This is a genomic window from Paenibacillus liaoningensis, assembly GCF_059609455.1.
In genome coordinates, this window is record NZ_JCAALU010000010.1 from 204,797 (window position 1) to 217,144 (window position 12,348).

The 12,348-nt window shown below is 44.3% G+C and carries 8 protein-coding genes and 2 pseudogenes; 2 read left to right on the plus strand and 8 right to left on the minus strand.

Annotated elements, in window-relative coordinates; genetic code table 11:
• Position 1: 1 nt before the first annotated feature.
• A complete protein-coding gene (locus AC6B99_RS16775) occupies positions 2–964 on the minus strand; it encodes an SDR family NAD(P)-dependent oxidoreductase (protein WP_494882439.1) in 963 nt (320 codons plus the stop codon).
• 12 nt (positions 965–976) lie between these two features.
• Positions 977–2,251, minus strand: coding sequence for a nucleotide sugar dehydrogenase (locus AC6B99_RS16780; RefSeq protein WP_496663801.1), 1,275 nt, complete (start codon positions 2,249–2,251; stop codon positions 977–979).
• Positions 2,252–2,540: 289 nt separating this feature from the next.
• Here AC6B99_RS16780 and AC6B99_RS16785 point away from each other — a divergent pair, with 289 nt between their 5' ends.
• A complete protein-coding gene (locus AC6B99_RS16785; protein WP_496663802.1) occupies positions 2,541–4,007 on the plus strand; it encodes a glycosyltransferase family 4 protein in 1,467 nt (488 codons plus the stop codon).
• Positions 4,008–4,394: 387 nt separating this feature from the next.
• Here the strand turns inward: AC6B99_RS16785 and AC6B99_RS16790 are convergent, their stop codons facing one another.
• The 5 genes and pseudogenes from AC6B99_RS16790 to AC6B99_RS16810 all read right to left on the minus strand — a co-directional run bounded on the left by AC6B99_RS16790 (position 4,395) and on the right by AC6B99_RS16810 (position 9,361).
• Complete coding sequence (locus AC6B99_RS16790) at positions 4,395–6,470, minus strand: serine hydrolase domain-containing protein (protein ID WP_496663803.1); 2,076 nt, start codon at positions 6,468–6,470, stop codon at positions 4,395–4,397.
• Between the two features lie 245 nt (positions 6,471–6,715).
• A complete protein-coding gene (locus tag AC6B99_RS16795; RefSeq protein WP_496663804.1) occupies positions 6,716–7,654 on the minus strand; it encodes an alpha/beta hydrolase in 939 nt (312 codons plus the stop codon).
• Between the two features lie 124 nt (positions 7,655–7,778).
• Positions 7,779–8,318 (minus strand): annotated as a pseudogene (locus AC6B99_RS16800) (AraC family ligand binding domain-containing protein).
• 28 nt (positions 8,319–8,346) lie between these two features.
• Positions 8,347–8,697, minus strand: a pseudogene (locus AC6B99_RS16805) (LysE family translocator); the annotation flags it as partial.
• 115 nt (positions 8,698–8,812) lie between these two features.
• On the minus strand, positions 8,813–9,361 hold the full coding sequence (locus AC6B99_RS16810; RefSeq protein WP_056032184.1) for a TetR/AcrR family transcriptional regulator: 549 nt from the start codon (positions 9,359–9,361) through the stop codon (positions 8,813–8,815).
• A 237-nt stretch (positions 9,362–9,598) separates the two neighbouring features.
• On the opposite strand from AC6B99_RS16810, the gene AC6B99_RS16815 reads away from it, so the two are divergent.
• Positions 9,599–10,636 carry a ketopantoate reductase family protein gene (locus AC6B99_RS16815; RefSeq protein WP_200931589.1) on the plus strand — a complete coding sequence of 346 codons (1,038 nt, stop codon included), beginning with the start codon at positions 9,599–9,601 and terminating at the stop codon, positions 10,634–10,636.
• Positions 10,637–10,908: 272 nt separating this feature from the next.
• Here AC6B99_RS16815 and AC6B99_RS16820 read toward each other — a convergent pair whose 3' ends face one another.
• Positions 10,909–12,000, minus strand: coding sequence for a GntR family transcriptional regulator (locus tag AC6B99_RS16820; RefSeq protein WP_056032181.1), 1,092 nt, complete (start codon positions 11,998–12,000; stop codon positions 10,909–10,911).
• Positions 12,001–12,348: the final 348 nt, after the last annotated feature.

Here is a 12,348-nt window from a genome sequence, read left to right on the forward strand (position 1 = left end):
ATCATAACCGATTACGATACCATTCGATTGTCTTGTAAAGCCCCTCTTCTAAATTCACGGAAGGCTTGTAGCCGAGCAATGATTCGGATCGAGTCAAATCCGGCTCACGTCCAGGCATATCCTCATAGCCTGAGCCGTAAGCTTCGGCATACGATTTGAGCAAGATCGGAGAGGTCGAACTGCTAAGCCTAATAATCAGCTGCGCCAACTCCCAGATTGTGATAGGGCAATTTGAGCCAATATTAAAGGCGAGTCCGTTTGCTTTCTCGTGAAGTGCTGCTAAGGTGCCATTAACCGTATCGTCCACATAGGTGAAGCAACGCGTCTGTGCTCCGTCGCCATAAACCTCTAGCGGTTCCCCTTTCAAAGCTGCTTTAATAAATCTTGCGACTACCCCGCCATATTGCGAGTTCGTTTGTCTTGGTCCATATGCATTGAAATATCGAAGCACAGTGACAGGGAGTCCCTTTGCTGCATAGGCGAAGCACATATGCTCATCGAGCGATTTTGCTGTTGCATAACACCAACGATGGACAGAGGGGGCACCATAAAAACGATCGGACATTTCGTGGAAGGGCAGAACTTCATTTTTTCCATATATTTCTGACGTTGATGAAAAAATGACCTTTGTATGACGTGGATATGCCAATTCAAGGACATTGCGCGTGCCATCAATGTTGCCTTCAATAACCTTGAGGGGATCCTCTACTGTATTTTTGACACCCAATACAGCAGCAAGATGAAAGACAACATCCGCTCTATCCATCAATTTCTTGAGCGTCCTTCGGTCAGTTACTGAGCCTTGGATGAGCGTATGACGTTTATTAGCTTGAAGATGGGATAAAAACTCCGGCCGTCCGGTCGAGAAATCATCCAACGACCAAACCGTATGGCCCGCTTCCAGCAGACGCTCTACTAAATGAGAGCCGATAAAACCTGCACCACCCGTTACTACTACCTTCATTGGAATACCCTCCTAGAGTAAAATAACATTGTTTCGATCTGCCATTTTTCCAGTGGCGTTACGTGTATCGATGACAATGGGCGTGTGCGCCACAAGAAGCTCATATGGGATATTAGAATGATCCGTTAAAATTAAAGTGCAATCATAATTTTTCATTTTTCTGGCAGTAAGCGGTGTACTATGAAGGAAAGTTTCACCTATTTTCAGAGTTTTCACATAGGGGTCAAAGTATCCCAGATTGACGCCCGCTTGCAGTAAATGCTCCATAATAGGCAGCGCAACGGACTCCCGCATATCGTTAACGTCTTTTTTATACGTAACTCCAATGACAAGCACACTGCATTCGTTAAGCGCTTTTGGCTGCAGGCTTTTTGCCACTCGTCCCACAATATACCCAGGCATATCCTCGTTTACTTGATGGCAAAGGTCAATGAACGGCAAATCCATATGATGTTCTCTCGCCTTCCAGAGCAAATATAGGGGGTCAACCGGAATACAATGCCCTCCAACGCCAGGGCCTGGATAATATTTTGTAAATCCAAACGGCTTAGTTCCCGCGGCCTCGATGGCTTCCCAGAGATTAATATCCAGTTCCTCGCTTAACTTCAACAGACTGTTCATAAATGAAATATTCAAGTATCGCTGGCAGTTTTCCAGAAGCTTCGTCATTTCAGCTACGCGTGGCGATGACACGAGGACCACTTCATTAAACACTGAGCCATATACTTGCTTCGCATAGGCTGTGCAGGATGGAGTTACGCCGCCAACCACTTTAGGGATTTGTTCCAGCTCCCATTTAGAACCGGGATCAATTCGCTCTGGTGAATAGGCGAGCGAAATGTCTTTACCTACAAGAAGTCCAGTTGACTCCAACATCGGTTTTAGCCGTTCCTCGCTTGTTCCTGGAAATGTAGAGCTTTCCAGTACAATAAGCTGCCCTCTATGCAAATAGGGGAGTGAGCTTTGTGCTGCGCCTATTACATAGCTCAAATCAGGTTGATGCTGCTCATCAAGCGGTGTCGGAACGCAAAGGATTATGACATCGACTTTCTCAATGACATCGAATGCAGTACCTACATGAAAACTATTTTTACTAAAAAGCTTTCGGATGTCTTTTCTATTAAAGTCAGACAGGTAGGATTGCTGCTTGTTCAACATATTGATTTTTCGTTCGTCTGCATCAATGCCATAAACCGTGTTTCCTCCTTCCAGAAACAATTTGGCGAGTGGCAATCCGACGTACCCCAGACCGATAATACCAATTTTATACTCAGGGGCCTGCTCCATAATTCTGTCAACTCCTTTCATTCATCTTCTAGCATGATACGCGAATGAATGAAAGCCGCTATAGTTGAGTGTCTAAATTTTATGGAAATAGTAGAGTATCACGAGGTCTAGCAGAAATAGAGAGAGGCGCTGGGTTTCGGAAACAATAGTTGGAATTAAAGGGGCTGGAAAGAAAAAACGATATGATAATTGCCTGTATCGATACGAGGGATAAATAGGTTGGTGTACGTTAACAACGCACTTGAAATCTCATATTATATTTGGACGACAGACCAATCGGAGGGAACACATGCGAATATTAATCGCCTGCAGTTGGTCGCTGCCACATGCCGGCGGCGTAAACACATATGTAAATCAGCTGGAAAAAGGACTAAAGTTCGCGGGGCATCATGTTGATATCTTCTCCCCGACACCTGATGGGCAGGGGTTTTATATTCCAGGCAAAGAAATGGCTATTGATAAAGCCAAGCTGCAACCACTGATTGCCCATCAATCGAACCATTACATGGATCACCATTTGTCCGGAATTGATCCCTGGATTACATTTTCTGAAGTTGAGCGTTACTGTTTTGAAGCAGCTGCTATGTATTTCGGCTTGGCCGAGTATGACTTAATACACGCACAGGACATTATGAGTGCTCATGCATTGTCACGTGTGAAGCCTCCTCATACGCCCTTAGTAACGACTATTCACGGATGCCTCACGAAGGAATGGTTCGTTAGATTAAAGACATTGGGGTTAACAGACCAAGATACAAACTCCCCTCTTTGGAAATATTCGTCATTACGTGAGCATCTGGGGGCAACAGTCAGTGATGTCACGATATCGCCTTCAGAGTGGTTAAAAAGAGTAATGGTTGAGGATTTTGCAGTTCCCGAACCCAATATTATCGTAAGCCACTATGGATTTGATAAAGAACAATTTCAACAAAATATGCTGCGTGATTCCATGATTGTCAAGCCTGAAGGAGTAAGTGTATTTTTATGCCCTGCCCGCTTTGATGTTGTGAAAGGACATATTTATCTCATTCATGCACTAGTAAAACTGAAAGCGGAGCGTTCGGACTGGGTTTGCTGGTTAGCTGGAGAAGGCTCACTCCGTGATGAAATCATGAATATAACGAAAGATTACGGTCTGGGCGACCACGTCCTATTTTTAGGAAACCGTGAGGACGTTCCAGCTTTGATTCATCAGGCAGATTTTATCGTTTTGCCCAGCATGCAGGATAATCAGCCGTTTGCCGTTATTGAGGCTCAAATAGCGGGCAAGCCGGTCATCGCTTCTGACGCTGGCGGTATACCGGAAATGGTAACCCATTCCGTGAATGGGCTTGTATTTCATGCCGGAGATATTAATGAGCTTCATTTATGCTTAAGATCCGCTTTACAGGATACAAACTGGTTAAGCAGCATGGCGAGTCAGGCAAAAGAATGGGGAGAGCGGCATTGGGCATTGCCTGAGATGACTAACCGTGTGTTAGCACTGTATGAGTTGGCGAGGAGCAAGCATCCCGAACAAAATACGGGGATTGAGCCGCAGCCGGAACAGCCTGCTCAACAGCAGGCTGAGCAACAGATCGAACCGCAAATCGAACCACAGCTCGCACAGCAGACTGAGCAGCAAAGCCCAATAACGCCACTACAGAGGGGAAGAAGAAAATGGCGCGCCAATCGAAGAAAAAAACAACCGGCAGCAATAAAGCGAAAAAGAAAAATAAGAAGAAAACAAAGAAGATTTACAAGAAAAAGATCGTAAGGCGGGTACGTAAACGTCACCCCAGACTGAAACGGGCAAGCCATGTATTACAAAATCAACAAGTAGTGCCCACAAATGACCATGATCCAGCCATACAGCCAGAGCAGCCTGTAGATAAAATCTCTAATCTTTTATCTTCTCTATTTGTATACCCGCGATATGACGAGCTTCCTCCAATAGAGGAGGGCATCTGGGAGCGTGTTTTTCAAGCAGCTCCAAACGGGTATAAGATTCCGGATGTCAGCATTGTTCAGTCCCTTCTTTAGAATGCTGCTCATTCATAATATTTTGAGCAACGTCTCTAATACGAATTCAAGGAGTAAAGGGGCCACCTTAAATGAGGTGACCCCTAGTGTTGTTTAATATATGAAGACAAGTCTCTATTTTTTACTTTTTCAATGAAATGCCAAACGTAGATCCAACCTCGCCCGCAAAGACAACGCTGCCGTTCTCTGGCAATACGACCTGATTGCTATCACTGATAACGGTATGGTTTATGCATATTCCGGCTTGATTATAGACGGCAAAGGAGCCGTGGGCAGGCATGTTAACCGTCAAAACTTTTCCTTTATCCTTCGCTGAAACGGTATACCATTTGGCTTCGCCGTCCGCTTGGATCGTTGCCCAGGATTGTTTACCCGAATAGAGCGGTTTTACAAGCTCCCCACTGGCGTATAGGTTGCCTGCTGCCTTCAAATACTCTACTCCATTTTTCTTGAAAAATTCGATTTCCATCGTGTCACGGCCATCCATGCCAGGGATTTGCAACTGGTTAACGGCTTTGTTTGCTCCAATAATTTTATGATTCAACACATACCCTGGAACTGCTTTAATGGTCTGAAAAGGTATGATAGGTGTTGAATGGAGGTAGGACGTTGATGTGTATTTTCCATTCACCCAATAATATTTTTGACCGTCACGCTGTTCCCATGCGTCAGCTACGTCTTGAGCTAATGGGTTGTCTTCAAGCTTCTCGGCATTATACTCGGAGATTGCCGTTTGTCCTATCCCCGGTACAGCTATATAGGAGCGGGACCACAAGTAGGCATGCCCATTTTTCTCCTCAACGAATTTTAATTTCTCTGTGCCTTCATCGTTTACAAAAGAACCGTCAGCAGTGTACGTATACGTTTGGGCAGGATTGTTCGGAGCCGTAACCGTGGATACAGCCATTTCGCCCTCAGTATTCACTTCTATCTTCAATAACTTATTTGAACCACTACCATAAATACCCGCGTACTGTGTTATTTCTTGCGGCATGTCTGCCTTAATAGGCACGCCATACGACTCCTCCGGTTTCCGTTCTTTAATAACACCCTTCTCCTGAAGGACGCTAAGCAGCAGTTCATTGGCGATCATTTGGTCTAATGCGCTTGAACCACCTGAAGAGATAACAGCGGCAGACAGCTTGTATTCCGGGAGCACGACTAAGGATGAATGATACGAAATCGTGTCGCCACCTTTGGAAAGGGCCTTAATGCCGTATTCGTTAAAGGGGAACAAGTGGACGCTATCCCAGCCTAGCCCGTAGGAGAGGTAGGACGGATTGGCTTCCTCCGGCCACATGCCGCTTTTATACTCCTCTTGTGCCATCGCTTCTAGCGATTTTGCAGAAAGAATGCCTTCAGCCTGCCCTGTGAAAATTTGTGAAAAAGCAGCGAGATCTTCAGCTGTGGAGTAAAGCCCTCCCGTTGCAATAATATTATAATTCTCTTGTGGGAGCTGTCCCTCATACAGCGGGGAATAGATGCCGGCCAGCGCCGCTTGATCAATGAGATCCTGCGGTGTTTTCGTATGGTTCATGTCTAGAGGCTCAGTAATATATTTGTGTATAAATGCTGTAAAGCCGATGCCGCTAACTCTTTCTACCAGAATCTCAGCCAACGTAAAACCATCGTTGCAATAGACTGAAAAGGCTCCGGGATCTGCCTTTAAGCTTTGGGTCGCCAACTGCTCTAGAAAAGTATCATGTGCATAAGTATCATTATCCCCGTACAAGGTTGCATTATTGCCCGTCGTTCCGAGTAAGCCGGAGGAATGATTCAGCAGCATGCGTGGTGTAATCTGTTTGTAGCGGTTGTCTTTCATCTTAAAATCAGGGATATAGTTCACAACGGGCAAATCCAAATCTACCTTGCCCTCGTCTACAAGCTTCATAACAGCCGCCGTGAGAAACATTTTGCTTGTAGAACCGATGCCGTATATTGTTTTTGAGGAAAGTGGAATCGAATCCGTTAAATCATTTTTTCCTGCATGCCCCGAAATCGTAATTTCCCCGTCATCGATGAGCGCGTATTGGACGCTTGTGATGCTGTAGGTTTCTGTCAGCAGCTTGGTTTTCTCAGCCGCTATTTTTTTAGCCGCATCAAAAGCAAGTGGGTTGCTATTCGCAGCAGCCATTGCAGACATGGGAGCCAGCATACTCAGCGCGAGGGTGACAGCGACAATGGAAGTTCGTTTCATGTTTATCTACTCCTATCTTCAGCAGTGTATTCAGCTGCCTTAAGGGCCGCTAAATAAAGCTTATATGACGGGGATGTCCTCACCGTGACGTCATTATGAACGGAGTATGAATAAGTAAAAAAATGCCATGGCATCATATGCAAGTAAGCTTGCACATATGGCCATGGCATAGGGAATACTAAAAGCGTTTATCTGCTTGTCGGACTGAAACGCCGCGCGCCGCCAGGGGACGGCTTTCGGCCGTTTCACCTTGCTTCTTCCATAAACGCCTTAAGGTTTTCAGCGATTTCTTTGGATCTGGTATGGTGCAAATAATGTCCGCCTTCAAAGGTCATCACTTTTCCATGCACAGAATCTTTAATTTGCTCTTCATGCAGCGGTATCCAGGTTGGAATGTCTTCATTATTCGCTTGGATAAAGAAAATAATCGGAAGCTCTTTTGGGAAGGTTAAATGTTCAGCTGCTTTAAAGTTAGAAGAAATATTTTTCATTTCATTTAGCATCGTGGGACTATTGCTGTTCTTGAGCGAAAGCATGCTCAGCTGTTCTTTGGTTTCCTCATCATATGGAAGTCCTTCATAAGGGTCGCTGCCTGTTTTTACGATCAATCGTTGCAAACCGGATTGTTTGAGAAAACCAAACATTTTTAATGGAAATTTCACATCCATGCCGGGTTGTGTCGGAACACTGCTGTCGATGCCGACAAAGGCAGTCACTTCGCTTGTATATTTGTTTGCATAATCGATTCCGTAAATGCCTGCAATGGAGTGGCCCATTAGAATATAGCGGTCAATGTTAAGAGCTTGCAGCGCTTCATGGAGTTCATTTACTATATTTTCTGTCGTTCTTTCCTTATCGGTTCCATCACTTAAGCCATAACCAAATGGTTCAACTGCAACTACTTTGTAAGAGGGTGAAAGCTCATCGATTAGCGGCTTAAAATCGAGCGCCGGCGCTGCTGTTCCATAACCCGGCAGAAGCACGATGGTTTCTTTGCCTTCCCCTTGAATCAGCACATTCATCTTTTTCCCGTCTACGGGTACGAGCTGGCCATAGGCATGTATTTTGCCTTGCTCAGATTTGCTGCTGACCTTGTTGACTATAAACACAATAGCCATAAAAACGACGATTGCTATCACAATTGCTGCCAATATTTTAAGTAAAACCCTAAGCCATTTTTTCATAATCGTATCTTCTCCTGTCGTTATCTTGATAGTAGACTGCCTTAAAGGCTGCTCATGTAAGCTTATACGACGAAGATGTCCTCGCGATGACGACAATGTGAACGGAAGATGAACGAGCAGTCTTTTATTTTGCACATCCATTTATTTGCGAAATATATTCAAATGCGGTTGTTCCATATACGCCTTTAAAATGTTTATTTAAATGAGTTAAATCAACAAAACCGCATTCAGCTACTGCTGAATAAACATCGCTATTTTTTTCAATTAATTGCTTGGCATATTCGATCTTGCAGTTATAATTGAAGCTCTTCACAGATCTCGTCAAGCTTAAGGACATGTTCAAAATGGGCATGAAGCATATCCTTTGCTTTTTATCCTTTTTCTCAATTACGTCTAGAAGCAATTGCGGTTCAATATACAGCATGACATAATCGAGGCCTGTCTTATCATGGGCCATACCGTCATGGGCCTGCTCAGGATTAAAAAGCATAATGCCGTTTTGGTAGGATAATTGCAAACCGCCATCCATGTTATAATGTTGAATCCCACGCAAGGTTACACCTATTGCATATTCCTGATGAGCGTGCTTTTTATATTTAAAATCAGTCATGCTTGCTGACAGCGCAGTAATACCTGCCGATTTTTTATAAATAAATTTGTCCACTCGATTCACCTCTATCTAAGTACACCTGAACTACCTTTGGATTTAAAAACTGCATAAGGAAGCCTGACTTAAAGGTAGCCGTATGGTTTGCAGCTGGGTTTGATGCATCCATTTTGTAGACTTGATAAGCGAGATAGATCATATAACAGCTTCCCACTATCTGCATCACCAATAGAATTTTCGGCAATATCGTTAAGAGCGCCGTATTCAACATAGCCGATATAACGAGTAATAGTCCAAAACCAACCGCTGCTCCATACGTATATTTCAAGGCTAGTTTGGCACCCGAATTTTGCACGGTAGATAATATGACGATATTAGTAGGACCTGGTGTAAAAGTAGCAATCACGCAATAAATTAAAAAAGATGTCATATCCATGAGAATACCCCTTTCAAGCTATTCTCATATGCTACATCTTAAAGGGATAAGCCTATAGTATATTATTGCAGATAAAAAGCTTCTTCCGCCATGGATCTAAGTGGAAAGGAGCCGTTCATTGTGGTTTGAAAGAAGAAATGATACGCGCAATCGCTTCCGGGCTTTCCTCGCCATCTGATTCCAGCCATTGATTAATGACTCCCATTGAGCCATGAACCATATAAGTAAAAGAGTAGTCCAATGCGGACGAGTCTTTTCGGTTTGGGTCATCTCCTTTTCTTTGCAAATAATCTTGATGAACCTCAACCAGCACCTCGGATAAAAAGCTGCTTTCTCCTCGATCCGAAATCATGATGCGAAAAATTGTTTTCTTCTCTTGGATAATGTTCAATAGCTTGATCAAGGAGCCATCTTCCGCGCATGGACTTTGATCCTTTTGCAGCGTCTCCCATAGTTCTTGATTAAATTCCTTCTGCATCACTTCAAATAATTCATAAGGATCTTTGTAATGCAAATAGAAGGTACCTCGGTTAATGTCAGCTTGCTTGCATATTTCGGTAACCGTTATTTGCGGCAATTTCCTCGTTTCCAATAGAGCAAGAAAACACTGCTTAATAAGCTCCGTCGTATATTTGGTTCTTCTATTGTTTTTTACTCCGACCATAAGATCCGTCCCTTTCCGTATCTAATCGAACAAACGCCAGGGAAAGTGTTGAATGAATAACATTATTCCGCATATTGATGATTGAGCTTGCAGCTATTTTGAGATTATACTATCACCATGATATTAAATCAACAGGTGTTCATCTTATAGGGGTGGACGAAACGGCAATCACATAGTCGTTCCTCTTATTCCTGCGGCATAAATTTATTTCAACGAATAATTGGAGAGTGAATAAAAATGACAACTAGCATGAACAAACCCAATATTCTCATTGTAGGAGCGGGGGCAGTAGGCTTCTCTGTCGGCTACCATCTCAGTTTGTCCGGCGCTAACATTACCTTCCTCGTGCGAGAAGGACGGAAAACGGCATTCCAATCTCCTCAACAGCTTTATTGCTATGACGATGCAACACTGAAAAATTTTACCGGCTTCAACGTCATTGAGAATGTCGCTGAACTGGCGGATACACCACTTCAGTTTATTTTCATTACACTTGACGGAAATGCCAGTCGAACGGCAGAAGGCATGGCTATGTTGAGCAAATTAGGCGACATCGTGCGCGCTTCTAAAGCTACTGTCATTATGAACGGTTTCGGGATTGGCCTTCGCGAGCACTATATCAAGGTCATGCAAATTTCGGAAGACCGCTTGCTAAGAGGAATTCTCGGCATGCTCAGCCACCAGGGAAGCGCGAACCTGCCTGTACATGCACCAACAGATCCAGCGAAAATAGCAAAGGCTGTTGTCTGTTACAAGCATCCCACGAACAAGGTCGGCTTCCAAGTCGAGACCAACAATAAAGCGGCAGCGAAGCAATTCATTGAGCTTTACAACCGCAGTAAGATTTCGCGCTGTGGTCAAGTAAGCCCATCGATGTTTAACATTTATTCCAGTATTGGCTTTCCTGTATATGCAGCGTGTGACATTGCGGGCTGGTCTGATTTTTCGACGGTTTCGGCGAACAAGGAGCTTTGGCGGCTTGCCATCCGTGCACAAGGCGAAATAGCGGCACTGCCGCAGCATGGATTGTTGGGCAAATTAATGGCCTTGGTTATGGGGCCGCGCATGACGGCAAACGTGCACATTAAAATGGAGCGGGACATGCTGCCGCTAGATTATCAGGCATTCAACCGCTTCCATCATGGCGGCAAGGTTCGTGCTCAGGACGTTGAATCGATGCGTAGCTCCCTTGCCGAAGGGCAGCGTCGCGGCCATCAGATGCCAGCTCTGCAGGAATTGCTGAAACGTCTCTCGAAGCACGAAGCGGCAAGTTAAGGGCATTTATAGATCAGGTAATGAACGCTGGATAGAAAAATGAGGAAATAGTTGAATGGTCGATATTCGGGGATGAAACGTGTGTAGGCCGTTCTAGATTTAGACATCAGCATTTATGAGCAGGACCAACGGATGTCTAAAAATGAACAACGTGATGCCTGAGGTGCTTCCGGCAGCAATATAAGCACAACGAAGGAGCTTGCCGCGGCGGCTCCTTTTTTCTTTTTCGCCGACAGATCCGAAACCTTTAAGTCGAACTTAATCACAAAAAATTACTCCACTTCAATCTCTTTTACGGTTTCACCTTCAACTAACACGGGTTGGTAGTAGGTGTTGGTAGGCAGGTCTTTTTTTCCTTGTAAATTTTTAATGACCCAGTCCGCTGCGTCCCGTCCCATTTGTTCTTGGGGGTGCGTCAGAGTCGTCAGTTTAATATTCGCATTTTTGGCGATATACGAATTGTCCTGGCCAATGATGGATAGTTCATCTGGAATGGATATCCCCAGTTTTCTGCAGGCATGCACAACTTCCAGCCCTACCTCGTCGTTGTAGCAAACAAGCGCAGTCAGAACATCCCTGTTGTCGTTTAGGAACTCCTCCAAGCTCGTGGAGAGGTTCGGCTTCGTCGCCGTGTCGAAGGAAAGCACCTGCTCGGGGTGAAACCGCAGTTTGGCTTCCCCAAGTGCCTTGATATATCCCTTCATGCGATATTTTCCTTGCAGATCATCCATTTTCGCGATAATGCCAATCTGGGAATGACCTTTAGCAATCAGTTCCCGGGTTGCGAGATAGCTGGACTGCACGTCATCCAAACAGAAGAAAGGGACCTCCAGCTCTTCATAGAAGGCGTTAATCATGGTGAACGGAACTTCCTGCTCCTTGAAAGACAGGTAATAAGCAATATTGGGGTTGTATAAATTGCTTTTGGTCGGCTCAATAATGAGACCGTCCACGCCATAGGACAGCATCATTTCCAGCGCCTTTTTTTCCTGCATAATATCATTATTTGTACTGGCTAACAGTAACGAATAGTTGTCTTCATTCAATCGGCCTTCAATACCACGGATAATAGAGGGGAAAATGTAATCCGAGATATAGGTCGTAATGACGCCTATCGTTTTTTTGGCGGCATTCCCGCCCGATCTGGAGCGGTATTGGCTGCTGACATACGTCCCAGATCCTTTTTCGCTTCTTAGGAACCCTTCATTGGACAGCTCTAAAATGGCCTTCCGAACCGTCTGGCGGCTAACATTATAACTGCTCTGCAAAGCTGATTCTGTAGAAATTTGCTCTCCTGCTTTGTACGTTCCTGACAGGATATTGCTTTTTATATCATCAATGATGATCTGATACTTTGGCTTCACGCAATCCACTTCTTTCATCGTTGTTCAGAAAGTTGTACGTACACATTCTAACATGATTTGCAGTGAATGAAAATGCAGTACCATTTTTCATGAAAAAAATGAGGTAATTCCATGCTTTTTACTGGGATTTTACATGGGGAATTGTCTGAAAAGAAGAAGCTAACTCCAAGGATTAAGAGGAGAGCGTGCCGTTGTAAGTATAACTATTTGTTTGTATTGACAAATGTACGTACAAAAAATATACTAAGGCTGTCACTAATGGAAAGCGCCTTCTTTTGATTAAATCGATACGCCTCTCTTTAAGAGGTGAACCGTTTAATTAGGAGCAGCTATTATACGAAACAACAT

What these genes read in the sequence shown, in the direction of transcription:
- AC6B99_RS16775 (WP_494882439.1), bottom strand. Translation starts at nt 964, where the DNA reads ATGAAGGTAGTAGTAACGGGTGGTGCAGGTTTTATCGGCTCTCATTTA.
- AC6B99_RS16780 (WP_496663801.1), bottom strand. Translation starts at nt 2,251, where the DNA reads ATGGAGCAGGCCCCTGAGTATAAAATTGGTATTATCGGTCTGGGGTAC.
- AC6B99_RS16785 (WP_496663802.1), top strand. Translation starts at nt 2,541, where the DNA reads ATGCGAATATTAATCGCCTGCAGTTGGTCGCTGCCACATGCCGGCGGC.
- AC6B99_RS16790 (WP_496663803.1), bottom strand. Translation starts at nt 6,470, where the DNA reads ATGAAACGAACTTCCATTGTCGCTGTCACCCTCGCGCTGAGTATGCTG.
- AC6B99_RS16795 (WP_496663804.1), bottom strand. Translation starts at nt 7,654, where the DNA reads ATGAAAAAATGGCTTAGGGTTTTACTTAAAATATTGGCAGCAATTGTG.
- AC6B99_RS16810 (WP_056032184.1), bottom strand. Translation starts at nt 9,361, where the DNA reads ATGGTCGGAGTAAAAAACAATAGAAGAACCAAATATACGACGGAGCTT.
- AC6B99_RS16815 (WP_200931589.1), top strand. Translation starts at nt 9,599, where the DNA reads ATGACAACTAGCATGAACAAACCCAATATTCTCATTGTAGGAGCGGGG.